The sequence below is a fragment of the Rhodococcus sp. 21391 genome, assembly GCF_016772255.1.
Lineage (GTDB): Bacteria > Actinomycetota > Actinomycetes > Mycobacteriales > Mycobacteriaceae > Rhodococcus_F > Rhodococcus_F opacus.
The window spans coordinates 3,494,874-3,517,926 of sequence record NZ_CP063781.1 but is presented as its reverse complement, the minus strand read 5'-3'; the positions used below and the strand labels follow the sequence as shown (position 1 = coordinate 3,517,926).

Sequence of the window (23,053 nt, the reverse complement as noted above, 5' to 3'; positions counted from 1 at the left end):
AGCTCGAGTGAGACCGAGGCCTGCACGTGATCAGTTAGAGGCTGTGTGCGAGAACATCGTGCAGTTTGCGGGCGATCGCGAGGCGCTCCCTGCTGGCGCATCGACACTGCTCGTCCAGGGCGCTGCATTCCGCCGCCTCGGCACGTTGCCGGCGGGCGTCGAGTGTCCCGCGCAGCTGCCGGATGATCGCGGCGGCGGGGAGGGAGCATCAGCCAGCCGCGATACCCGTGAGGACGCACAGCGACGGCGACTCGGCAGACTGCGCAGCCGGCACGGCGAAGACGATCCGGACGTAGCCGATCGCAAGGACCGGGTAGGTGCGCCATCGGGACCCGGCAGTCATGGTGCAGAGAAGCGCGACCACGAGCGAGAGGAACACCGGACCGTACCTGTAACCCCGGGTCACGTAAAGCATCGTGACGGCCAGCACGACGAGCAAGACCGTGACGGGAAGCCGGCGCCGTGTGCGTCGCTCGCGGCGGGTCGGCCGTCGATGTGCTTGCGGGCGAACAGAAGTGGTCGGCTAGGGGAGGCGGTGGGTGCGAGGTGAAACGGATTGTGGTGGTCAAGCTCGTACCCACTGCTGATCAGTTTGCGGCGCTGGAGTCGACATTGGTGTTGTGCAATGAGGTTGCCAACGAGGTTGCCGGGGTGGCTCAGTCGAGGGGACTGCGGTCGCGGCGGGCGTTGCAGGTCGCGCTGTATCCGATGGTGAAGACGCGGGGGCTGTCGGCGCAGCCGGCGTTGAATGTTCTGCGGAAAGTTGCCGACGCGTACGCCACCCGGCAGGCGACCCTGACCCACGGAAACTGCGGTCGGCCGGGGCCGACCCGGTATACGGCAGTGGCCGGTACCGCGGTCGCATTCCGGCCCTATGCTGCCCAACCGTTCGACGACAGGTGCCTGTTGTGGCAAATGGACGTATCGACCGTGTCGATCTGGACCACGGCTGGGCGGATGCGGGGTGTGCGGTTCGTGTGTGCGCCGTAGCAACGCACACTCCTCGCCGCCCGTAGGGGGAAACGGACCTCGTCTACCGCGACGGGCACTTCTACCTGTATGCCACCGTCGACGAACCGTCACCGGAACCGGCCCCGCCGCCGGACACCGCCGAAGGCTGGTCGGGTGTGGATCTGGGGATCGTGAACCTCGCCGTCACCACCGACGACGATCCGGCCACCCTCGACGTGCGGTGGTCCGCCGGGGCGGTGACGGCGCGCAGGACGAAGAACGCCGCGATGCGCGCGAGTTTGCAGCGGGTCGGCACGAAATCGGCGAAACGGAAATTGAAGGCGCCGTGACGAAAGGAACAGCGGTTCGCCACCGATATCAACCATCAACTGTCGAAGATTATTGTTGCCAAGGCGCAACGCACCGGTCGTGGGATTGCGGTGGAAGATCTGTCGGGTATCCGCGACCGGGTACGGCTAGCCCGGCAGCAGCGGACCCAACTCCACTCCTGGGCATACGCTCAGCTGCGAGCGCAGATCACCTACAAGGCTGAGAGGTCTGGGGTGCCCGTCGCTGTCGTCGACCCCCGGAACACCTCGCGAACCTGCTCACAGTGCGGGTACTGCGACAAAGCGAACCGGGTCTCGCAAGCAACGTTCCGATGTCGACACTGCCAGTGGACCGGTCACGCCGACCACAATGCGGCCCGCAACATCGCCGCACTCGGACATCGCACGTACAGGGCCGCCCGATCAACCGCGCCCATAGCAGCCACCCCTCCCGCAGCCAGTGGGAACGTGAGCAGCAAACCCGGCCCTTCAGGGCCGAGTAGTTGATCTACATCACTTTCACGACCGGCGGCACCACCGACATGGCGTCGTCCGCACCCCCGGACGTGCTGCTCGCGCAGATGCTGCCCTCGGCGCTGCCCCAGGTGTTCACCCAGGGCATGGCCATGTTCGGGGGCGCGCTGATGCTCATCCTCGGCGCCCTCACCATCGGCAGCGGCTACGGGTGGGGGACGTGGAAGACCGTGTTCACCCAGGGACCTCCACGATCGGCCGCGCTCACCGGAACCCTGCTCGCTCTGCTGACCGTGGTGATCGGACTCGTTCTCACGGTGGCGGCCGTCGATCTGGAGGTGGCCTCGGTCATCGCCGTGGTCGAATCGGAGTCGGCGAGTCTTCCTGCCGCGGAGGCGATGCTGAAGGCGCTCGCCTCCGGGGTGCTCATCCTCGGGATGTGGACCGCCGCCGGTGTCCTCGTCGGCGCTCTCGCACGGGGGCCGGCATTGTCGGTCGGTCTCGGACTCGTGTGGGTGCTGGTGGTCGAAAACCTCCTCCGCGGGGTCGCGGCCGTCCTCGACCCCGTGTCGGTGGTGACGGACTTCCTGCCCGGCACCGCCGCGGGCTCGCTCGCCGGATCGCTCCGCGACTTCGGCGGTGACACCACCCCGGCGTCCTGAACATCCTCGACGGCGGCACGTCGGTGCTATTCCTGGCCGGGTACGTCGCCGCGTTCGCGCTGGGAACGGTCTGGCTCGTCCGCCGGCGCGACGTGAACTGACCGCGCGAGGTAGCGGCTCAGAACAGGGGGCCGCCGCCGAACGGTTCGCGGTGTGACGGCGGGGTCCGGCCCTGTGTGTCGGTGATGCCGTATTCGACGGCCAGCTCCGCCGTGACGAAGGTGTGGCCGCTGCGCTGTGGGAGGGTCGGGTCCGAGTGCAGGGCGCAGATCACCTCGCCGATGAACTCGGGGGACTCGGCGTCCGCGACGGGGAACCCGGCGATGGTCTCGAGGCCGCTGGCGACGATCATCTCCGTCCGGACGATGCCCGGCCACAGCGAGACCGCACGCACGTCGTGCGGAGCCAGCTCCGCCGCCATGTCGCTGGCCATCTTGTCCAGCCCGGCCTTGGACATGCCGTACAGCACCGAGTGCAGATGCCCGCGGGTCCCGAACGACGAGATGTTCGCGATCAACCCGGAGCGGCGGGGCACCATCAACCGCGCAGCCTCCACGGACGCGACGTAATGGGCGCGCAGTCCGACGCCGATCAGCGAGTCCCAGTCGTCCAGTGGGCGCTCCCAGAACGGGGTGCTGAACCCGCCGAATCCCTTGGGGGCCGCCCACACGTTGTTGACCAGCAGGTCGAGTCGGCCGGCCTGCTCGTCCGAGATTCGGGCGAACAGGCAGTGCACGTCCTCGTCGTCGCGGTGATCGCAGGCCACCGCGATGCCGGTCCCACCGGCGCCGGTGACCCTTCGCGCCGACGCCGACAGCGGGCCGCCCTCCGTCACCGGGCCGCGCCCCGTGACGTAGACGGTCCACCCGGCGGCGCCCAGCGCCGTCGCCACGCCCTTGCCGACGCCGCGGCTCCCACCGGTGACCAGAGCTACCCCGGCGCTCACTGGACCACCACCGTGTCCTGGGTGAGCGGACGGGTGATCGACCATCGAGTGGTGAAGTGGCATCGCGACATTCGCCAGCCGCCGTCCTCGAGACGGTAGGCGTCGTCGTACTCGCCGGAGGACACGGTCTCCGTCCGCTTCAGCAGATCGACCTGGCGGAACTTCAGCGTCCACGCGCCCGACGCCTCGGTGTCGCTGTGCAGCACGATGTCCGGATGGAAGCCGTGGTGCATGTCAAGGATCACGTGCTTGCCGTCCACTTCGTGGAGCGCGATCCTGCGGAAGATGTCCGTGAGCCGGTCGGCGTCGTCGAACCGGCCGAGCGGGCCGAAGTCTATCGACGCACCGGACGAGACGAAGCAGGCACGGAACGCGTCCGGATCCTTGCCGTCGCACGCTCGCCAGTAGCGGTACTTGAGCGCCTTGATCGCGTCGATCCGCTCCAGGTCCGCCAGACGCTGCTCCACCGAGCGTTCGTCCACGCCGCCGTCCTCCCGTTGCCGTTCACCGTGTCGGGAGAGACGCTAGGCCGGGAACGCGCCGGGTGGGTGCAGAATCCCGGTGGGCGGGAACCTGCGCGTCGTCAGGGCTGGCCGGGGAACGGGTCGGTCACCGGATCGGTCCCGAGAGCCACGCGCCAGGAGGCTTCCCGGACGGCCGCCTCGGTCAGCGCGGTGACGCCGAGCGTGCGGGTGTCCTCCGTTTCGCCGTGTTCGACGACCGCCCGCCACGCGACGGCGGTGTCGGTCTCGACCTGGGCCGCCAGCTGCGCGGCCGTGATCGGGTCGGTGACCGGGAAGGGCAGGGTGTAGCCCGCCTCGGCGGCCGGGGCCGTCAGTCCTGCCGCGGTCAGCGTGTCCAGGAGTCCGTCCCGGCGAGCCCGGTGGGCTGCGGCGGCGGTGGCCACCTGGGTGGCCCGGGTGGGATTCGAGAAGGCGGCGACCACTCCGTAGGCGAACACCGCGGAATGTTCGGCGGTCAGCGCGTCGGCGAGGCTCTTCCCCTCGGCTTCCGTGGGTGTCGTCACGGCAGCACCACCGCCAGGTACGTTCCGCACGCGGCGCTGATCGACGCGCACAGCCCCGCCCGGTGGGCGGTCAGCGCGCGCGCCGAATCGGCTGCGCTGCGCTGCGACTCGGCCAGGTCGGCGCGCAATTGATCGAGACCGGGCGGCGGCGCCGGTGCGGTCGGAGTCGGCGACGGGGGAGCGGACGTGGTCGGTGCGGTGCCGTCAGGGTAAGTTCCTGCAGCCCTGGCGATTTCGGCATCCAACGCGTCGGCGTGCGCGGTGCGCTGGGCGCGGACGAGTTCGAGTGCCGCGCCGCGATCCGGCAGCAGCGCGATCGTGGCCGCCGCACCGGCGGCGTCGCGACGAGCCAGACGCGACTGCGCGACGAGTGAATCGACCTCGGTGTCGGAGTCCGCGTCGTCGGCGCACCCCGCCAGCAGGGGGACGCTCGCGACGCCGAAGGCCGAGGCTGCTGCGAACCGGAGAGCGGTGCGCCGGGACACGGCCGGACCGGATGTCGGGGGCCGGGAGACGGTGGGCATGAGCACCGGTCCATGGTGCCAGGTCGGGCCGCGATCCCGGGAATCGAGCACCGGGGCTGGTCACGGGCGCCTCGAATCGGCGTTACTCTTAGATGCTCGAACCCGTCCCGGCGGGTTCGCGGTGCTGCGTGCGCGGCACGATGACCTGCCAGACCACGACATACGACGAGCGACAACTGAAACGAGGAGCTTCCCCGATGCCGGTTCCATCCAAGGAGAGGGTGACGGAGCTCATCTCCGATCTGGTGCAACGCCAGGGCTACGACTTGGAGGGCGTTGCGGTCACCCTCGCGGGTCGGCACAGCGCAGTCCGGATCATGGTGGACAGCGACGCCGGACTCGAACTCGACGCGGTTGCGAACCTGAGCCACGAGATCTCCGAGGTCTTCGATTCGGTGTCCGATTTCGGGGAATCGCCGTACACACTCGAGGTCACGTCTCCCGGTATCGACCGGCCGCTCACGCACGAGCGGCACTGGCGCCGGGCCCGCGGCCGCAAGGCGCGTATCGACCTCGCCAACGAAACCGTCGTGGGTCGGATCGGCGTCCTCGACGGCGACTCGGTCGCGGTGGTGATCGGCTCGCGCACGGGCCCGGAGGTTCGGCGCGTCGCGCTCCCGGACATTCAGAAAGCTGTTGTGCAGGTGGAATTCTCGAAACCCGACCCGAGAGAGCTGGAACTCGCGGGCGGGATTCCCGAGGGTCGTGTGGCACCCGCGGACGCAGACGCGTCGGAAGATGAAGAAGTAGTAGAGGGGTTGGACAAGTGAATATCGACATTGCGGCGTTGCGCGCCATCGAGGCCGACAAGGGCATCTCGATCGAGACCGTCATCTCGACCATTCAGACCGCGTTGCTCACCGCCTACCGGCACACCGAGGGGCATCAGCAGCACGCACGGATCGACGTCGACACCAAGAGCGGCATCGTGCGGGTGATGGCGCACGACGTCGACGCCGACGGCAACATGGTCGGCGAGGAATGGGACGACACCCCGGAAGGCTTCGGCCGGATCGCCGCGACCACCGCCCGCCAGGTCATCCTCCAGCGGCTGCGCGACGCCGAGCACGAGCGGAGCTTCGGTGAGTACGCCACCCACGAGGGTGAGATCGTCGGCGGCGTGATCCAGCGCGACACCCGCGCGAACTCGCGCGGCATGGTCGTGGTGCGGATCGGCAGCGAGGCCAGCGGCGCCGAGGGTCTGATCCCGCCCGCCGAGCAGGTGCCCGGCGAGAACTACGAGCACGGCGAGCGGCTCAAGTGCTACGTCGTCGGTGTGGCCCGTGGACAGCGCGGACCGCAGATCACGCTGTCGCGCACTCACCCGAACCTCGTCCGCAAGCTGTTCGCGCTCGAGGTTCCGGAAATCGCGGACGGTTCGGTCGAGATCATCGCCGTCGCCCGGGAGGCCGGGCACCGGTCGAAGATCGCCGTCCAGTCGCGGGTGCAGGGACTGAACGCCAAGGGTGCGTGTATCGGGCCGATGGGCCAGCGGGTGCGCAACGTGATGAGCGAACTCGCCGGCGAGAAGATCGACATCATCGACTTCGACGAGGACCCGGCCCGGTTCGTCGGCAACGCGCTGTCACCGTCGAAAGTGGTCTCCGTCACTGTCGTGGATCCCGAGGCGCGCGCCGCGCGTGTCGTCGTCCCCGACTTCCAGCTGTCGCTCGCCATCGGCAAGGAAGGGCAAAATGCCCGTCTTGCTGCGCGCTTGACCGGGTGGCGGATCGACATCCGCAGTGACGCCGCACCCGCCCCCGAGTCGGCAGGCGGACCCGCCGCGACCAGTCGTTGAGCCGGGAATGCGGAGATCGGGGCGAGTCGGCGGTACAGTGGTCAATGGTTCAGCATGAGCATCCCGATTCCGCGCGCGTTCCTACCGGTTCACCGGTGCGAACATGCATAGGATGTAGGGAGCGCGCGCTGGCTGTCGATCTGCTCAGGGTTGTGGTTAGTGAGAGCGGGCCGCAAGGTCATGTTCTCGCCCCGGACCCGAGGCGCAGGCTTCCCGGTCGAGGTGCGTGGCTGCACCCCGCCGAGGCTTGCCTGAGTCTCGCGGAACGACGCCGAGCATTCGGCAGAGCGTTGCGAGTGTCCGGAAGTGTTGACGCGTCAGAAGTCGACCACTGGGTACGAGCAGGGCACCCACCCAGAGCAGTACCTCTCGAACAGAACAGGCACAAGCACTCATGAGCACACCGTGAAGCACCAGCGATGATCGTCCATCGGAGATAACCCGAGGTCGTGCGGGCCCCTCTCAGGGGAGCCTCCTGCTCGACCTCATCAGTGAGGAGAGCAGTGGCAGGCAAGGCCCGCGTGCACGAGTTGGCTAAAGAACTCGGTGTCACAAGTAAAGAACTACTCGCAACGCTCAAGGAGCAGGGCGAGTTCGTGAAGTCGGCGTCCTCCACGGTGGAGGCGCCCGTCGCCAGGCGTCTGCGGGAATCCTTCCCGTCGGCGAAGTCCGCCGATTCCGCAGCCCGTCCGGCTGCGAAGCCCGGCGCGCCCGCGCCGAGCACCCCGGCGACCGCAGCAAAGCCGGGCGGTCCCCGTCCCGGCCCGAAGCCGGCAGCCCCGGCTCCGGCTCCGGCTCCGGCCGCACCCGTAGCGGCAGCCCCTGCGGCCACCCCCGAGGCGCAGGCCCCGGCTCCGGCCGCACCCGCAGCAAGCGCAGCCCTCCCGGCTGCACCGGCGACCAACGCTCCCAAGCCCGGCCGCCCCACCCCGGCTGCCCCGGCTCCGGCCGCACCCGCAGCCCCGGCTCCGGCCGCACCCGCAGCCCCGGCTGCCAGTGCCCCCGCGGCTCCGTCCACGGGCGCCAAGCCCGGCGGACCCCGTCCCGGCCCGAAGCCCCCGCGTGTCGGTAACAACCCGTACTCCTCGGCTCCCGCCGAGCGTCCGGCGCCCCGCCCGGCTCCCGGCGCACCGCGTCCGGGTGCACCCCGTCCGGCTCCCGGTCAGGGTGGACCTCGTCCGGCTCCCGGTCAGGGCGGTCCCCGTCCGGCTCCCGGTCAGGGTGGACCTCGTCCGGCACCGGGTCAGGGCGGTCCCCGTCCGGCTCCCGGTCAGGGCGGACCCCGTCCCAGCCCCGGCTCGATGCCTCCTCGCCCGAACCCGGGCGCGATGCCCGCTCGTTCGGCACGTCCCGCTCCCGGCGGTCGTCCCGGCCGTCCCGGCGGAGCCCCCGGCGGTCGTCCCGGTGGCGGCGGCGGTGGATACCGCGGTGGCGGAGCTCCCGGTGCCGGTGCAGGTGCGCCCGGTGGCGGAGCACCCGCAGGTGGTTTCCGCGGTCGTCCCGGTGGCGGTGGACGCCCCGGTCAGCGCGGTGCGGCAGCAGGTGCGTTCGGTCGCCCCGGTGGTGCCCCGCGTCGTGGTCGCAAGTCGAAGCGTCAGAAGCGCCAGGAATACGATTCGATGCAGGCGCCCGCCGTCGGCGGCGTCCGGTTGCCCCGTGGCAACGGCGAGACCATTCGCCTCGCCCGCGGTGCATCCCTGTCGGACTTCGCGGAGAAGATCGACGCGAACCCCGCAGCGTTGGTGCAGGCACTGTTCAACCTCGGCGAGATGGTGACGGCGACCCAGTCGGTCAACGACGAGACGCTGGAACTGCTCGGCGGCGAGATGAACTACGTCGTCCAGGTCGTCAGCCCGGAGGACGAGGACCGCGAGCTGCTCGACAGCTTCGACCTCACCTACGGCGAAGACGAAGGTGGCGAAGAGGACCTCGAGTCCCGTCCGCCGGTGGTCACCGTCATGGGCCACGTCGACCACGGTAAGACCCGACTGCTCGACACGATCCGTAAGGCCAACGTCCGCGAGGGCGAGGCCGGCGGCATCACTCAGCACATCGGTGCCTACCAGGTGCTGACCGAACTCGACGGCAACGAGCGTCTCGTGACGTTCATCGACACCCCCGGTCACGAGGCCTTCACGGCCATGCGTGCCCGTGGTGCCAAGGCCACCGACCTCGCGATCCTGGTCGTCGCCGCCGACGACGGCGTCATGCCGCAGACGGTGGAAGCGATCAACCACGCCCAGGCGGCCGACGTGCCGATCGTGGTCGCGGTGAACAAGATCGACAAGGAAGGCGCGAACCCGGACAAGATCCGGCAGCAGCTCACCGAGTACGGACTGGTCGCCGAGGAATACGGCGGAGACACCATGTTCGTCGACATCTCGGCGAAGCAGGGCACCAACATCGACGCACTGCTCGAAGCCGTGCTGTTGACGGCGGACGCTGCCCTGGACCTGCGGGCCAACCCGGACATGGACGCTCAGGGTGTCGCCATCGAGGCGCACCTCGACCGCGGACGCGGCCCCGTCGCGACCGTGCTCATCCAGCGCGGAACGCTGCGGGTCGGCGACTCGATCGTGGCCGGCGACGCATACGGACGTGTGCGCCGCATGGTCGACGAGCACGGCGACGACGTGCTCGAGGCCCTGCCTTCGCGTCCCGTCCAGGTGGTCGGCTTCACGTCGGTCCCCGGTGCAGGCGACAACCTGCTCGTGGTCGACGAGGACCGCATCGCCCGTCAGATCGCCGACCGGCGCAATGCGCGTAAGCGCAACGCACTGGCCGCGAAGAGCCGCAAGCGCATCAGCCTCGAGGACCTGGATTCGGCTCTCAAGGAGACGTCGCAGCTCAACCTCATCCTCAAGGGCGACAACTCGGGAACCGTGGAGGCCTTGGAAGAGGCCCTGCACGGCATCGAGATCGACGACGAGGTGCAGTTGCGGGTCATCGACCGTGGTGTCGGTGGCGTCACCGAGACCAACGTCAACCTGGCGGCTGCGTCGAACGCGATCATCATCGGGTTCAACGTCCGCGCCGAGGGCAAGGCGACCGAGTTGGCGAACCGCGAGGGCGTCGACATCCGGTACTACTCGGTGATCTACCAGGCCATCGACGAGGTCGAGAAGGCTCTCAAGGGCATGCTCAAGCCGATCTACGAAGAGGTCGAGCTGGGCAAGGCGGAGATCCGCGCGATGTTCCGTTCGTCCAAGGTCGGCAACATTGCCGGTTGCCTCGTCACCTCGGGTACCATCCGTCGCAATGCGAAGGCCCGGCTGCTGCGTGACAACACGGTTGTCGCCGAGACCGTCACCATCTCCTCGCTGAAGCGGGAGAAGGAGGACGTTGTCGAGGTACGCGAGGGTTACGAGTGCGGTTTGACGCTCACCTACTCCGACATCAAGGTCGGTGACGTCATCGAGGCCTACGAGCTTCGGGAAAAGCCGCGCGACTAGTCGCCATCCGTTTGGGGTGACGCAGCAGCGTCATCCGGCGTGCGCTTCTCCGGCCGACTCGATCGGCCGGGGGAGCGCACGTCTCCCCGAAGGAGGAAAGTTTGTACGTCGGTGCGCTCGAGCTCGACATCTTGCTCGGTGACGTGCGATCTCTGAAAGAGAAGCGTGCAATGGTCAAACCGGTTCTGGCGGAACTGCGACGCTACGGCGTCTCGGCGGCGGAGACCGGAGAACAGGATCGGTATCGCCGGTCGATGCTCGGCGTCACGATGGCGAGTTCGGCGGTCGATCACGTACACGAGGTACTCGACACGTGCGAACGGCACGTCGCCGAGCTGCCGGAACTGCAACTCCTTGCGGTCCGGCGAAGGATTTTCGGCCCCGAGGACTGACTCGGAGTGCCCTGCCCGCCCCGCCGCATCTGCGGCCCGGCGTGCAGAATGAACTACAGCTACACACGCAACTTCACAACTTATCCAGCGGCCAGGGAGAGGAGTCTGATTGTCATGGTGGATCCCGCCCGGGCACGCAAACTCGCCAAGCGCATCGGCACGATCGTCGCGACAGCGATCGACCACGAAATCAAGGACCCTCGCCTGGCGTTCGTCACGATCACCGATACCAAGGTGACGGCCGACCTCCACGACGCCACCGTGTACTACACCGTGATGGGCGCCGACCTCGAGTCCGAACCCGACCTCGCCTCCGCAGCCGCAGGGCTCGAGAAGGCGAAGGGCGTTCTGCGCTCGAAGGTGGGTGCAGGCACCGGAGTCCGGTTCACGCCGACGCTCACGTTCGTCGCGGACACGGTCCCCGACACGGCACGGCACATGGAGGAACTCCTCGCCCGCGCTCGCGCCGCCGACGACGAGGTCGCGCGTGTCGCGGCCGGTGCGTCCCCGGCCGGCGACCCCGACCCGTACAAGGAGCCCCGAGCCGAGGACGCGGACGACGCCGACGTCGACGAGCCCTCCGGTTCCCGCCAGGCGGACTGATACGAACCGATATGACCCACACTCAGGAGACGTCCCTGTCTGATCTCGATCGTCACGAGGTGTTCCTGCCGCAGGCGGTCGCTGTTCTCGAGAACGCGACGTCGGTGACGGTTCTGTGTCACGTCCAACCCGATGCCGACACGATCGGCAGTGGGCTCGCCCTGGCGTTGGTGCTCGAGCGCAAGGGAATTCCGGTGCAGGTCGCGTTCGGCGCGCCCGACGAACTGCCGGAGTCGATGCGTGAACTGCCGGGCACCCACCTGCTGGTGCCTGCGGATCAGGTGCGCCGCAACGTCGATCTGCTCGTGACCGTCGACTGCGGCAGCGCCGGGCGGCTCGGGAAGCTCGCCGACCGGCTCGCGCACGCGGGGGAGACCCTCGTCATCGACCACCACCGGTCCAATACCCGCTTCGGTCGCATGAACCTGATCGACGAGTCCGCGGAGTCGACGACCGCGGTCGTGGCGCAGATGTTCGACCTGTGGGGTGTGGACATCGACGCCGACCTCGCGCACTGCCTGTATGCGGGACTCGTGACCGACACCGGTTCGTTCCGCTGGGTGCAGCCCGGCACTCACACGCTCGCCGAGAGGCTGCTCGCCACCGGAATCGACGGGGCCCGCATCGCGCGGCGCCTGCTCGACACCCACCCGTTCGGCTGGTTGCCCATGCTGTCCTCGGTGCTCGGGTCGGCGACCCTCGTCCCCGACGCAGCGGGAGGGCGTGGACTGGTCTACGCCGTCATTCGGCAGGCCTACGTCGGAGACCTCCGCTCGGAGGAGATCGAAAGCGTCATCGACATCGTCCGGACGACGTCCGAGGCCGAGGTCGCCGCAGTCCTCAAGGAGGCCGTGGACGGCACCTGGTCGGTATCGCTGCGATCGAAGTCCGACGTGGACGTGTCGGTCGTCGCCGGATATCTCGGCGGCGGCGGTCATCGGTTCGCCGCCGGCTACACGGCCGAGAACTCGGCGGACGAGATCGTGACCTCGCTCGTCGAATCGCTCGGCTGAGGTCCGAATTCGTTGGCTGAAGTCTCGGAAGTCACGGGAAACGCGACCGCCCGGACGGTGTTCGGGCTGGCGTTGCCCGCGCTGGGCGTCCTCGCTGCCGAACCGATCTATCTGCTCTTCGACATCGCCGTCGTCGGTCGGCTGGGCGCTTTGGCGCTCGCGGGCCTCGCCGTCGGCGGTCTCATCCTCGCCCAGGTCAGCACGCAGCTGACATTCCTGTCCTACGGTACGACGGCGCGCGCGTCCCGCATGCACGGGGCCGGCGACGAGCGCGGCGCGGTCCGGGAGGGCGTGCAGGCCACGTGGCTGGCGCTGGGGATCGGCGCGCTCGTGATCGCGCTGGCCCACTTGTTCGCGCGGCCGGTCACGTCGGCGATCGCGGGCGGCTCCGACATCGCGGCGGCCGCCGAGAGCTGGCTGCGGATCGCGGTGTTCGGGGCCCCGCTGATCCTCGTCGCGATGGCGGGCAACGGGTGGATGCGTGGTGTGCAGAACACGGTGCGACCGCTGCGGTTCGTGATCGCCGGTCTCGTCCTGTCGGCCGTGGCTTGCCCGGTTCTGGTGCACGGATTGTGGGGTGCGCCGCGGCTGGAACTCGAGGGATCGGCGGTCGCGAACGTGATCGGGCAGGCGGTCTCCGCGAGCCTGTTCATCGGAGCGCTGGTGGTCGAGCGGGTGCCGTTGCGTCCGCGGTGGCACGTCATGCGCGCCCAGATGGTGCTCGGCCGGGACCTGATCCTGCGGAGCCTGGCCTTCCAGGCGTGCTTCCTGTCGGCCGCCGCCGTCGCGTCCCGGTTCGGTGCCGCCGCGGTCGCCGCCCACCAGGTGGTGCTGCAGCTGTGGAACCTCGTCGCCCTCACCCTCGACTCCCTGGCGATCGCCGCACAGGCGCTGGTCGGTGCCGCGCTGGGCGCCGGACACGCCAAGGGCGCCACGCGACTGTCGTGGCGCATCACCCGATGGTCGACGATCTTCGCGACAGGGCTCGCCCTGATCTTCGCCCTCGGCCACGGGGTGATCCCCGAGCTGTTCACCTCCGACCAGGCCGTGCTCGACGAGATGGCGGTGGCCTGGTGGTTCTTCGTCGCGATCATGCCGGTCGCCGGAGTGGTGTTCGCCCTCGACGGGGTACTGCTCGGTGCCGGCGACGTCGCCTTCCTCCGGAATGCCACACTGTTCTGCGCGTTGGTCGGATTCCTGCCACTGATCTGGCTGGCGATGCTGCACGACTGGGGCCTGGCGGGAATCTGGACGGGACTCACGGTGTTCATAATTCTTCGGATGCTCGCGGTCGTGTGGCGCGTCGGAACGGGCCGCTGGGCAGTGGTCGGGGCCGACCTGCAGACACGGCACGGATCGGACAGCGATCCCGCGGCGGAACACGATCGGAAAGGTGGTTGACGTGGCACCCAAGCTGATGGCGGTGAGCGACGTCCATGTGGGGCACCGGGGCAACCGCCCGATCACCGAGGACATCTATCCCGACTCGCCCGAAGACTGGCTGATCGTCGCGGGCGACGTCTCGGAGAAGACCGACGACATCCGGTGGGCGCTGAAACTCCTGCGCAGTCGTTTCGCCGAGGTCATCTGGGTGCCCGGCAACCACGAACTGTGGACGACGGCGAAGGATCCGGTGCAGATCCACGGCGCCGCCCGCTACGACTACCTGGTCACCATGTGCCGCGAGATCGGCGTCATCACCCCCGAGGACCCGTTCCCGGTGTGGGAGGCCGAGGACGGCCCGATCACCCTGGTCCCGATGTTCCTGCTGTACGACTACACGTTCCTCCCCGACGGCGCCACCACCAAGGAGGAAGGTCTCGCGATCGCGCGCGAGAAGAACGTGGTGGCCACGGACGAGTTCCTGCTGTCGAGTGAACCGTACGGAACCCGGGATGCCTGGTGTCGCAACCGCGTCGAGACGACGAAGGCCCGGTTGGACGCCCTGCCCGCCGGAACCCGCACCGTCCTGATCAACCACTTCCCGTTGGTGCGTCAACCGACGCAGGTGCTGTGGTACCCGGAGTTCTCCTTGTGGTGCGGCACCGAACTGACCGCGGACTGGCACACCCGGTACAACGCCGTCTGCGCCGTGTACGGGCATCTGCACATTCCGCGGACCACCTACTACGACGGGGTGCGGTTCGAAGAGGTGTCGCTGGGCTACCCGCGGGAGTGGCAGCGGCGGGGACTCCCGGACCGCCTCCTGCGGCAGATCCTCCCGGTGCCGGAGTACCCGCCGGGAACCCTGAACAAGTGGGGTGGCCACTTCAAGGTCACTCCCGAACAGGAAGCCGAAGTGGAGAAGATGCGGGCGAGGGGGGCCCTGTGATCGAGAGAATTCTGCCTGCCGGAGTGGTGTCGTCGGAACTGTTCGAGGATCCGCCCGGCCTGCGTCCGCACCCGCAGGAGGAGGCGCTGATCGGCAGGGCCGTGGAGAAGCGGCGCCGCGAATTCACCACCGCACGGCACTGCGCCCGCCTGGCGATGACGAAGCTGGGCGTGGACCAGGCCCCTGTTCTGCGGGGCGACAAGGGTTCCCCCGTGTGGCCGCGCGGCGTGGTCGGGAGCCTCACCCACTGCGACGGTTACCGCGGCGCGGTGCTCGGCTACGCCATGCAGGTGCGGTCCGTGGGGATCGACGCCGAACCGCACGAGGCGCTGCCCGACGGTGTGCTGGACGCGGTGAGCCTGCCCGCCGAACGCGACTGGCTGTCGGGCACGGCGGACTCCGGGCAGTGGCGCTCCGCCACCGGCGGTCCGGTGCACCGGGACAGGCTGCTGTTCTGTGCCAAGGAGGCTACGTACAAGGCGTGGTTCCCGCTCACCGCCCGGTGGCTCGGGTTCGAGGACGCGCACATCACGTTCGAGGCGTTCGGAGACGGCACGGGCACGTTCCATTCGGATCTCCTGATCTCGGGCGAGACCGTCGACGGTCCACCCCTGGCGTCGTTCGACGGACGGTGGATGGTGTCCGACGGCCTGATCATCACCGCCATTGCGGTGCAGTGATTTCGGTACTGTGCGGTGCACTGATTTCGGTGCGGTGACGACGGCTGGCAGAATCGGGCCTCGTGTCTGCACGTGAAAAGCCTTCTTCCGGTCTCGTCGGCGCCGGACTGCTCATCGTCGACAAGGACGCGGGCGTCACCAGCCACGACGTGGTGGCCCGGTGCCGGAAGCTGCTCGGCACCCGGAAGGTCGGGCACGCGGGCACTCTCGACCCGATGGCCACCGGGGTGCTGGTGCTCGGGGTGGAGCGGGCGACGAAGCTGCTGGGGCTCCTCGCGCTGACCACCAAGGCGTACACGGCCACGATCCGGCTGGGTCAGGCCACCACCACCGACGACGCCGAGGGCGAGGTCGTCGCGTCGGCCGATGCGTCCGGCGTGACGGACGAGGAGATCGCCGCGCAGGTGCACACCCTCACCGGAGACATCCAGCAGATCCCGTCGAGCGTCAGCGCCATCAAGGTCGACGGCCGGCGGGCGCACGCACTGATCCGTGCGGGCGAGGAGTTCGAACTCGCTGCCCGGTCGGTCACGGTGTCTCGGTTCGAGGTCGTCGCGAGGCGAACCGAGGGCACGTTCGTCGACCTCGACGTCGAGGTGGAGTGTTCCTCCGGCACCTATGTCCGGGCGCTCGCGCGTGATCTGGGGATCGCGCTGATCGGCGTCGGCGGGCATCTCACCTCGCTGCGACGGACCCGGGTGGGACCGTTCACGCTCGAGCACGCGCGCACGCTGGAGCAGCTTGCCGAGGAGCCGGGGGTCAGCCTCGACATCGACGCCGCTGCGCAGACCGCGTTCCCGCACCGGCAGATCGACGCGGCCGAGGCCGAATCGATCAGTCAGGGCCGGTGGCTCGAGCCGATCGGAATCAAGGGTGTCTACGCCGCCATCGATCCGAGCGGGCACACGATCGCGCTGCTCCAGGAACGTGGACGGCGGGCCAGCTCGGTGATGGTGGTCCGCCCCGCGACCCTGAGATAGCGGTTCACACCAGCCAGATGGCCTGGGCTGCGGGGTTTCCGAGCTCTATGGAGTCGTCGTGGGCGCCGAGCCGGATCGACACGGTTCCGGCGTAGTCGCGTCGCTCCAGCACTGTGACCGTGACGTCCAGTGCCACACCGACCGAGTCGAAGTACCGCAGCATCGCCGGATCGGAGTCCGAGATCCGGGCGATGCGCCCGCTCTCGCCGTTGACGAAGTCGCTGAGCTGTCGTGCCGGGGGAGTGGGCACCGAGCCGTCGACCGCGGGAATCGGATCGCCGTGCGGATCGCGTTCGGGATGGCCGAGCTTGGCGTCCATCCGGGAGATCATCAGATCCGAGACGGCGTGTTCGAGTACCTCCGCCTCGTCGTGCACCTCGTCCCAGCCGTACCCCAGTTCGTGCACCAGATACGTCTCGATGAGGCGGTGCCTGCGGACCATTCCGACGGCGGCGACGCGCCCCGCCTCGGTGAGGGCGATCGACCCGTACCGGGCGTGATCGACGAGACCCTGGTCGGACAGTTTCCGGATGGCCTCCGACACGGTGGACGCCGACACCCCGATCTTCTCGGAGAGCAATTTCGTGGACACCCGCTCCTGCGACCACTCCTGAACGGTCCAGATGACCTTGAGGTAGTCCTGCGCCACTGCCGAGAGAGCCCCGGTCTCGGAGGTCGAATCCTCGGTCACGCTCTGGTCATTCTTGTTCACGGCCACGCCAACGAGCTTAGGCAAGTCTTACCGGCGAGACACATCGACACACCTGATCCGCCGCCGGGGGACGGCCCGGGCGACCGCGAACCGCGAGGTCGTGGCGCTTCCCCGGCGCGCGGGGCGGCCGGACACCCGGTCCGGAGATGAACATCGGCGCGCGGCACCGTAGGCTGCCACTCGTGCTGAGATGGCGTGGTCTCGACGAGGTTCCTGCCGACTGGGGTCGTTGTGTTCTCACGATCGGCGTATTCGATGGCGTGCACCGAGGTCACGCCCAACTGATCAGTCGAGCGGTGGCGGCTGCCCGCACGCGTGGAATACCCAGCGTGCTCATGACTTTCGATCCTCATCCGATGGAAGTGGTTCGTCCGGGCAGTCATCCCGCCCAGCTCACGACGCTCGCCCGCAGGGCGGAGCTCGCGGAGGAGCTGGGCATCGACGTGTTCTGCGTCATGCCGTTCACCGCCGAATTCATGAAGCTGACGCCGGAGCGGTACGCCCACGAGATCCTCGTGGAGCGCCTGCACGTGGCGGATGTCGTCGTCGGAGAGAACTTCACGTTCGGCAAGAAGGCTGCGGGCAACGTCGACCTGCTGCGTCAGATCGGCGAGCGGTTCGGGTTCGCGGTCGACGGTGTGACGTTGCTCGCCGAGCACGCGGTCACATTCTCGTCCACCTACATCCGTTCGTGCGTGGACGCCGGCGACATGGCCGCCGCGACGGAGGCCCTCGGCCGCCCGCACCGCGTGGAGGGTGTCGTCGTCCACGGCGACGGGCGTGGACGGCAGCTCGGCTATCCGACCGCGAACGTCGCGCCGCCCATGTATGCCGCGATTCCCGCGGACGGCGTGTACGCCGCCTGGTTCACCGTGCTCGGACACGGGGTCGACCTGGGCACGGTCACCTCCGGCGAGCGGTACATGGCCGCCGTCTCGGTGGGCACCAATCCCACGTTCTCCGGGCGGACGCGCACCGTGGAGGCCTTCGTCCTGGACCGGGAAGCCGACCTGTACGGCCAGCACGTGGCCGTCGATCTGGTGGAGCGCCTCCGCGGGATGGAAAAATTCGATTCGGTCGACGACCTGATCGTCGCGATGGGCAAGGACGCCGAGCGTGCGCGTGCGATCCTGGCGGCGTCGGAGGACGTGCGGTAAAGCCGTCCCATTTCAGCTGGTAAAGTAGACCGCTGGCGTGCGCTGCGGTTCGCGGCGGCCGCGCCGAGTTTCGATCCTTGCACGCGAACGTCATCACCAGGAGTGAACCAGTGGCATTGACCACCGAAGAGAAGAAGCAGGTTCTGAGCGAGTACGGCCTGCACGAGACCGACACCGGTTCGCCGGAGGCGCAGGTGGCCATGCTCACCAAGCGCATCGTCGATCTCACCGAACACCTCAAGATGCACAAGCACGACCACCACTCCCGCCGCGGCCTCCTGCTGCTGGTCGGACGCCGTCGTCGTCTGCTCAAGTACGTCCAGAAGGTCGACATCGAGCGTTACCGCTCGCTGATCGAGCGTCTCGGTCTGCGTCGCTGAGTTTCGCACACAGCGGTCATTTCGATCGCAAATCACTCCGGTAGCCGGCCGGGCCTTGCTTAGACTGGGCCTCGCTGGCTATCGGCGTTAGCTGCCGAGGGCAGCACTACCGTATGCACCCGAGAATGTGGTGTCGGTCTTCGGTAGTGGTCTTCCGGACACGGTCCGGGGGACTTCGATCGACGGCCGCCTCCGCACAGCGACATCCCGAGAACTCGAGAGGGGGATGTCCCTCAGGTGCGCAGTTCTCGCCAGGAGGGTGAGAACGCCCCCGCGGGTACGGCGAAGACGAGAGGGAAGTGAAAAGAAGAGATGACAGAGAATTCCGCAGTAGAGGTCGATGAGGGCGTGTTCGAATCCACCGCCGTGATCGACAACGGGTCCTTCGGAACCCGCACCATTCGTTTCGAGACCGGTCGCCTCGCGCAGCAGGCCGCCGGCGCCGTCGTCGCCTACCTGGACGACGAGACGATGCTGCTGTCCGCGACGAGCGCCAGCAAGCACCCCAAGGAGCACTTCGACTTCTTCCCGCTGACGGTGGACGTCGAGGAGCGCATGTACGCGGCGGGCCGTATCCCCGGCTCGTTCTTCCGTCGTGAGGGCCGTCCCTCCACGGACGCGATCCTGACCTGCCGCCTGATCGACCGCCCGCTGCGCCCGTCGTTCGTCGACGGTCTGCGCAACGAGATCCAGGTCGTCGTCACGGTGATGAGCCTGAACCCGCAGGACCTGTACGACGTGGTCGCGATCAACGCCGCGTCCGCCTCCACCCAGATCGCGGGACTGCCGTTCTCCGGACCCGTCGGCGGTGTGCGCGTCGCGCTCATCACGTCGGACGAGAACAAGGCCGGCCAGTGGGTTGCATTCCCCACCGTCGAGCAGCTCGAGAACGCCGTCTTCGACATGGTCGTCGCGGGCCGCATCGTCTCCGGTAGCGGTGACGACGCCGACGTCGCGATCATGATGGTCGAGGCCGAGGCCACCGACAACGTGATCTCCCTGATCGACGGTGGCGCACAGGCTCCCACCGAGGCGATCGTGGCCGAGGGCCTCGAGGCCGCCAAGCCGTTCATCGCCCGCCTCTGCACCGCGCAGCAGCAGCTCGCGGCCAAGGCGTCCAAGCCGACCGGTGACTTCCCCGTCTTCCCGGCGTACCAGGACGACGTGTTCGCAGCCGTCGAGGCCGCCGCTGCGGAGAAGCTCAGCGCGGCACTGACCATCGCGGGCAAGCAGGAGCGCGACGACAAGACCGACGAGGTCAAGGTCGAGGTCCTCGAGCAGGTTGCCCCGAATTTCGAGGGTCGCGAGAAGGAACTGGGCGCGGCGTTCCGCTCGTTGACGAAGAAGCTGGTCCGTCAGCGCATTCTGCGCGACCAGTTCCGCATCGACGGCCGTGGCATCACGGACATCCGTTCGCTGTCGGCCGAGGTTGCCATCGTTCCGCGTGCACACGGTTCCGCTCTGTTCGAGCGCGGCGAGACCCAGATCCTGGGTGTCACCACCCTCGACATGGTGAAGATGGCGCAGCAGGTCGATTCGCTCGGACCCGAGACGACCAAGCGGTACATGCACCACTACAACTTCCCGCCGTACTCCACCGGTGAGACGGGACGCGTCGGTTCGCCGAAGCGCCGCGAGATCGGTCACGGCGCGCTGGCGGAGCGGGCACTCATGCCCGTGCTGCCCAGCGTCGAGGAATTCCCGTACGCCATCCGCCAGGTCTCGGAAGCTCTCAGCTCCAACGGCTCCACCTCGATGGGCTCCGTGTGCGCGTCGACGCTCGCACTGCTCAACGCCGGTGTGCCGCTGAAGGCTCCGGTCGCCGGTATCGCCATGGGCCTCGTCTCCGACCAGGTCGACGGTGAGACCCGTTACGTCGCGCTCACCGACATCCTCGGTGCCGAGGACGCGTTCGGCGACATGGACTTCAAGGTCGCGGGCACGAAGGACTTCGTCACGGCCCTGCAGCTCGACACGAAGCTCGACGGCATCCCGTCGAAGGTCCTCGCCGGCGCGTTGTCGCAGGCCAAGGACGCGCGTGCGACGATCCTCGAGGTCATGGCCGAGGCCATCGACACCCCCGACGAGATGAGCCCGTTCGCCCCGCGCGTCACGGCCATCAAGGTCCCGGTCGACAAGATCGGTGAGGTCATCGGTCCCAAGGGCAAGATGATCAACTCCATCACCGAGCAGACCGGCGCCAACATCTCCATCGAAGATGACGGCACCGTGTTCGTCGGTGCGACGGACGGCCCGTCCGCGCAGGCCGCGATCGACATGATCAACGCCATTGCCAACCCGCAGCTGCCGAAGGTCGGCGAGCGCTTCCTGGGCACGGTCGTCAAGACCACCGCCTTCGGTGCGTTCGTGTCGCTCCTCCCCGGCCGCGACGGATTGGTGCACATCTCGAAGCTGGGCAGCGGTAAGCGCATTGCCAAGGTCGAGGACGTCGTGAGCGTCGGCTCGAAGTTGCGTGTCGAGATCGCCGACATCGACAACCGTGGCAAGATCTCGCTGATCCCCGTCGAAGACGACGGCGCCGCGGCTCCGGCCGAGCAGAGCGAAGAGGCGGCTGCCGAGAAGTAGTCTTCTCCCGGTCATCACGCCGGCGGCCCCGCACGGATCTCGTGCGGGGCCGTCGGCGTCTTCCTGTCCGGTGCCGGTGCGCGTGTCAGGAGGTCGGTGCCGCGGTGAACCGTCCGACATACCGACGCTGCCACGGTGTCTCGACCGCGTGACGGTGGTAGTGCTGCCGGACGTACGCGACGGCGTCCCGCGCCGGGATCCCGTCGAGCACGGCAATGCAGGCGAGGGCTGTGCCCGTCCGGCCGTGACCGCCCCCGCACGCCACCTCCACCCGCTCCGTCGCGGCGCGGCGCCACACCTCACCGAGCGCATCGAGGGTGTCGTCGCGGTCCCGCGGCAACGCGAAATCGGGCCAGCGGACCCACCGCGAGTCCCACTGCACCGGCGGCGGCGTTCGCCCCAGCAGGTATACGGCGAAATCGGGGAGGGGACCCTCGGGGAGCGGTCGCCTCAGCCCCCGGCCGCGGACCAGGCGCCCGGACGGCAGGCGGAGGACTCCAGGCGCGTCGGCGTCCCAGGTATCGAACATGGCGCCCACTTTATTGCGAAGCCGTTCGGAAGACCCGATCTTCGAGGACCGGGACTGCGGTGCTCCGGTCCACCTCGGCGGCGATTGCGACGTCCTGCGGGTATCCCGAGGCACGCAACTCCCGTCCCGACGCACACGCCGCGAGGGACTGCGGGAGGGTCTGCCAGGCGATCATGGCCGCCAGAGCTTCCGGCGAAGAGTCTGCGCCCCACCCAGGTCGCCGACAGGGCGGACAGCACGGCGCCCGCGCCCCACAGATCCTCGATCGCCGGCCGGAGTTCGCCGCCCGGCCATTTCTCCCCGGCGGCGATCACCGACACCACCGACGTCGACGTGCAGTGCCGGGCGATCCAGTCTGCAACAGCGGTCGCATTCCGTAGGGACGCCCCGATGCACACGCCGGTTCCGGTGCCGAGCTCGAAGCTGATGGTCGATCCGTTCGGCGAGGGAAGCACCAACCTGCGCGGAGCCGCGGTCCGTCGAATCGTATTCGGCGACAAGCTGATCTGCCCGTTCGTCACCCGGCTGCGTCCGACGGCTTTCGCCCCCGGCAGGCCCCAGTCGAAACGGAGGCCGTAATCGTGTTGGAGATGTTCGCGGTTCACGGGGTCTCCCCGCTCTCCGTCGAGGTGAGCGTTATGAGGGCAGCGATAACCGTGGTGACCGCGACGCTCGGGGGACCGGGTAGGCGCGCGGCACCGATGTCGCGGAAGGCCCGGGGATCGTCGAGGCGAATCTGCGCGCACCCGGGTGGGGGAGTGTCCGTGGCCGGCACGATGCCCACACCCAAGCCGGATGCGACCAGGCCGTGCACGGTGTGCACGTCCTCTCCTTCGAACGCGATCGTAGGTAGGGCACCGGCTCGCGCGAACAGGTCGTCGAGCGATCCCCGCAGCCCGTAGCCCGGCTTGAGGGTGACGATCGGCTCTGAGGCGAGGTCGCGGATCGTCGTCGAGGTCGAGGTGGCCCGCGGGTGCTCGGAGGGCACCAGGACGACGAGCGGCTGTTCGAACAGCGGCGTGACCGTGAGGCCCTCGGGCGGTGGGGTGAGACGGGAGGCGAGCGCGATATCGGCCTCACGGTTGAGGAGGGAGTCCAGGCACGTGCGGCGCGCGCCCTGACTGAGGACGAACCGGATCGTCGGATCCGTCGCGCGGACGGTGCGAATCAACTCGGGCACGAGGTGCTCGCCGAGCGACGTCTGAAAGGCGACGCGAACGGTGGCCCGCGCGTGTCGGTCTTCGGACTGCACGGCGTCGAGGCCGTCCACCACCGCTTCGAGTGCGCGTTGCGCGTAGGGCACCAGTGTCCGCCCGGCATCGGTCAGGCGCACGCCGCGGCCGTCCGGTTCCAGGAGCGGGATGTCGAGTTGCCTTTCGAGTCGGCGGACTATCCGGCTGACCGTGGGCTGGGGCATCCCGAGCATCGCGGCAGCGACAGTGACGTGTTCGACTTCGCCGAGCGCGACGAGCACGGGAAGATGCGGCAACAGCGCCTTGACGGACTCGCTATTCATAACTCAACTG

General features: G+C 68.5%; 24 protein-coding genes and 1 pseudogene. 17 read left to right on the top strand and 8 right to left on the bottom strand.

The genetic code is table 11. From position 1 onward, the window contains the following. Window positions 1-208 precede the first annotated feature (208 nt). On the bottom strand, window positions 209-406 hold the full coding sequence (locus tag GO592_RS16405; RefSeq protein WP_157234208.1) for a hypothetical protein: 198 nt from the start codon (window positions 404-406) through the stop codon (window positions 209-211). A 140-nt stretch (window positions 407-546) separates the two neighbouring features. Here GO592_RS16405 and GO592_RS16400 point away from each other — a divergent pair. Continuing rightward, window positions 547-1,787 (top strand): annotated as a pseudogene (locus tag GO592_RS16400) (RNA-guided endonuclease InsQ/TnpB family protein). Beyond that, entirely contained in the window at window positions 1,784-2,416 is a 633-nt protein-coding gene (locus GO592_RS16395; protein ID WP_007296942.1) for an ABC transporter permease subunit, read from the top strand. The pseudogene GO592_RS16400 and the gene GO592_RS16395 overlap by 4 nt, the downstream one beginning before the upstream one ends. A gap of 118 nt (window positions 2,417-2,534) precedes the next feature. On the opposite strand, the gene GO592_RS16390 is transcribed toward GO592_RS16395, so the two are convergent. The 4 genes from GO592_RS16390 to GO592_RS16375 all read right to left on the bottom strand — a co-directional run bounded on the left by GO592_RS16390 (window position 2,535) and on the right by GO592_RS16375 (window position 4,913). Beyond that, window positions 2,535-3,362: an SDR family NAD(P)-dependent oxidoreductase gene (locus GO592_RS16390; protein ID WP_007296943.1), complete on the bottom strand. Its 828-nt coding sequence runs from the start codon at window positions 3,360-3,362 to the stop codon at window positions 2,535-2,537. Then, window positions 3,359-3,844 (bottom strand): nuclear transport factor 2 family protein, encoded by a 486-nt coding sequence (locus tag GO592_RS16385; RefSeq protein WP_007296944.1) that lies wholly within the window; start codon window positions 3,842-3,844, stop codon window positions 3,359-3,361. Before GO592_RS16385 ends, GO592_RS16390 begins: the two co-directional genes overlap by 4 nt. 101 nt (window positions 3,845-3,945) lie before the next feature. After that, window positions 3,946-4,389 carry a ferritin-like domain-containing protein gene (locus GO592_RS16380; protein WP_007296945.1) on the bottom strand — a complete coding sequence of 148 codons (444 nt, stop codon included), beginning with the start codon at window positions 4,387-4,389 and terminating at the stop codon, window positions 3,946-3,948. Next, on the bottom strand, window positions 4,386-4,913 hold the full coding sequence (locus GO592_RS16375; protein WP_007296946.1) for a hypothetical protein: 528 nt from the start codon (window positions 4,911-4,913) through the stop codon (window positions 4,386-4,388). The genes GO592_RS16380 and GO592_RS16375 overlap by 4 nt, the downstream gene beginning before the upstream one ends. A gap of 197 nt (window positions 4,914-5,110) precedes the next feature. On the opposite strand from GO592_RS16375, the gene rimP reads away from it, so the two are divergent. The 11 genes from rimP to truB all read left to right on the top strand — a co-directional run bounded on the left by rimP (window position 5,111) and on the right by truB (window position 16,163). Then, window positions 5,111-5,683 (top strand): ribosome maturation factor RimP, encoded by a 573-nt coding sequence (gene rimP, locus GO592_RS16370; protein WP_005240669.1) that lies wholly within the window; start codon window positions 5,111-5,113, stop codon window positions 5,681-5,683. Continuing rightward, a complete protein-coding gene (gene nusA / locus GO592_RS16365; RefSeq protein WP_005240670.1) occupies window positions 5,680-6,711 on the top strand; it encodes a transcription termination factor NusA in 1,032 nt (343 codons plus the stop codon). Before rimP ends, nusA begins: the two co-directional genes overlap by 4 nt. A 44-nt stretch (window positions 6,712-6,755) precedes the next feature. After that, entirely contained in the window at window positions 6,756-7,109 is a 354-nt protein-coding gene (locus tag GO592_RS16360; protein WP_005240671.1) for a YlxR family protein, read from the top strand. Window positions 7,110-7,214: 105 nt separating this feature from the next. Beyond that, window positions 7,215-10,163, top strand: a complete 2,949-nt coding sequence (gene infB / locus GO592_RS16355; protein WP_082324901.1) for a translation initiation factor IF-2 — start codon at window positions 7,215-7,217, stop codon at window positions 10,161-10,163. A 101-nt stretch (window positions 10,164-10,264) separates the two neighbouring features. Beyond that, entirely contained in the window at window positions 10,265-10,555 is a 291-nt protein-coding gene (locus tag GO592_RS16350; RefSeq protein ID WP_005240674.1) for a DUF503 domain-containing protein, read from the top strand. 114 nt (window positions 10,556-10,669) lie between these two features. Continuing rightward, complete coding sequence (gene rbfA / locus GO592_RS16345) at window positions 10,670-11,158, top strand: 30S ribosome-binding factor RbfA (protein ID WP_005261414.1); 489 nt, start codon at window positions 10,670-10,672, stop codon at window positions 11,156-11,158. A gap of 11 nt (window positions 11,159-11,169) precedes the next feature. Next, window positions 11,170-12,171, top strand: a complete 1,002-nt coding sequence (locus tag GO592_RS16340; RefSeq protein ID WP_005261415.1) for a DHH family phosphoesterase — start codon at window positions 11,170-11,172, stop codon at window positions 12,169-12,171. A gap of 12 nt (window positions 12,172-12,183) precedes the next feature. Further along, window positions 12,184-13,572, top strand: a complete 1,389-nt coding sequence (locus GO592_RS16335) for an MATE family efflux transporter (protein WP_007296948.1) — start codon at window positions 12,184-12,186, stop codon at window positions 13,570-13,572. Between the two features lies 1 nt (window position 13,573). Continuing rightward, window positions 13,574-14,503 (top strand): metallophosphoesterase family protein, encoded by a 930-nt coding sequence (locus GO592_RS16330; RefSeq protein ID WP_025432371.1) that lies wholly within the window; start codon window positions 13,574-13,576, stop codon window positions 14,501-14,503. Then, entirely contained in the window at window positions 14,500-15,183 is a 684-nt protein-coding gene (gene npt, locus GO592_RS16325; RefSeq protein ID WP_007296950.1) for a 4'-phosphopantetheinyl transferase Npt, read from the top strand. The genes GO592_RS16330 and npt overlap by 4 nt, the downstream gene beginning before the upstream one ends. 62 nt (window positions 15,184-15,245) lie before the next feature. After that, on the top strand, window positions 15,246-16,163 hold the full coding sequence (gene truB, locus GO592_RS16320) for a tRNA pseudouridine(55) synthase TruB (RefSeq protein ID WP_007296951.1): 918 nt from the start codon (window positions 15,246-15,248) through the stop codon (window positions 16,161-16,163). Window positions 16,164-16,167: 4 nt separating this feature from the next. Here the strand turns inward: truB and GO592_RS16315 are convergent, their stop codons facing one another. Beyond that, entirely contained in the window at window positions 16,168-16,881 is a 714-nt protein-coding gene (locus tag GO592_RS16315; protein ID WP_005261420.1) for a metal-dependent transcriptional regulator, read from the bottom strand. Window positions 16,882-17,057: 176 nt separating this feature from the next. Between GO592_RS16315 and GO592_RS16310 the strand changes: the two genes are divergently transcribed. The 3 genes from GO592_RS16310 (at window position 17,058) to GO592_RS16300 (ending at window position 20,998) form a co-directional block, all read left to right on the top strand. Continuing rightward, complete coding sequence (locus tag GO592_RS16310; RefSeq protein ID WP_037205628.1) at window positions 17,058-18,032, top strand: bifunctional riboflavin kinase/FAD synthetase; 975 nt, start codon at window positions 17,058-17,060, stop codon at window positions 18,030-18,032. Between the two features lie 110 nt (window positions 18,033-18,142). Beyond that, window positions 18,143-18,412, top strand: coding sequence for a 30S ribosomal protein S15 (gene rpsO, locus GO592_RS16305; RefSeq protein WP_005240682.1), 270 nt, complete (start codon window positions 18,143-18,145; stop codon window positions 18,410-18,412). A 312-nt stretch (window positions 18,413-18,724) separates the two neighbouring features. Beyond that, window positions 18,725-20,998 carry a polyribonucleotide nucleotidyltransferase gene (locus GO592_RS16300; RefSeq protein ID WP_007296953.1) on the top strand — a complete coding sequence of 758 codons (2,274 nt, stop codon included), beginning with the start codon at window positions 18,725-18,727 and terminating at the stop codon, window positions 20,996-20,998. Window positions 20,999-21,083: 85 nt separating this feature from the next. On the opposite strand, the gene GO592_RS16295 is transcribed toward GO592_RS16300, so the two are convergent. Continuing rightward, window positions 21,084-21,527: a protein-tyrosine phosphatase family protein gene (locus tag GO592_RS16295; RefSeq protein ID WP_007296954.1), complete on the bottom strand. Its 444-nt coding sequence runs from the start codon at window positions 21,525-21,527 to the stop codon at window positions 21,084-21,086. A 390-nt stretch (window positions 21,528-21,917) separates the two neighbouring features. Here GO592_RS16295 and GO592_RS46550 point away from each other — a divergent pair, with 390 nt between their 5' ends. After that, entirely contained in the window at window positions 21,918-22,106 is a 189-nt protein-coding gene (locus GO592_RS46550) for a hypothetical protein (protein WP_193385477.1), read from the top strand. Between the two features lie 22 nt (window positions 22,107-22,128). Here GO592_RS46550 and GO592_RS16285 read toward each other — a convergent pair whose 3' ends face one another. Beyond that, entirely contained in the window at window positions 22,129-23,043 is a 915-nt protein-coding gene (locus GO592_RS16285; protein ID WP_007296956.1) for a LysR family transcriptional regulator, read from the bottom strand. Window positions 23,044-23,053: the final 10 nt, after the last annotated feature.

Bases quoted from the DNA above. Each gene is read 5' to 3' on its own strand.
- GO592_RS16375 (WP_007296946.1), bottom strand. From the start codon at position 4,913: ATGCCCACCGTCTCCCGGCCCCCGACATCCGGTCCGGCCGTGTCCCGG.
- rimP (WP_005240669.1), top strand. From the start codon at position 5,111: ATGCCGGTTCCATCCAAGGAGAGGGTGACGGAGCTCATCTCCGATCTG.
- GO592_RS16360 (WP_005240671.1), top strand. From the start codon at position 6,756: ATGGTTCAGCATGAGCATCCCGATTCCGCGCGCGTTCCTACCGGTTCA.
- rbfA (WP_005261414.1), top strand. From the start codon at position 10,670: ATGGTGGATCCCGCCCGGGCACGCAAACTCGCCAAGCGCATCGGCACG.
- GO592_RS16340 (WP_005261415.1), top strand. From the start codon at position 11,170: ATGACCCACACTCAGGAGACGTCCCTGTCTGATCTCGATCGTCACGAG.
- GO592_RS16300 (WP_007296953.1), top strand. From the start codon at position 18,725: ATGACAGAGAATTCCGCAGTAGAGGTCGATGAGGGCGTGTTCGAATCC.
- GO592_RS16295 (WP_007296954.1), bottom strand. From the start codon at position 21,527: ATGTTCGATACCTGGGACGCCGACGCGCCTGGAGTCCTCCGCCTGCCG.
- GO592_RS46550 (WP_193385477.1), top strand. From the start codon at position 21,918: ATGCACACGCCGGTTCCGGTGCCGAGCTCGAAGCTGATGGTCGATCCG.
- GO592_RS16285 (WP_007296956.1), bottom strand. From the start codon at position 23,043: ATGAATAGCGAGTCCGTCAAGGCGCTGTTGCCGCATCTTCCCGTGCTC.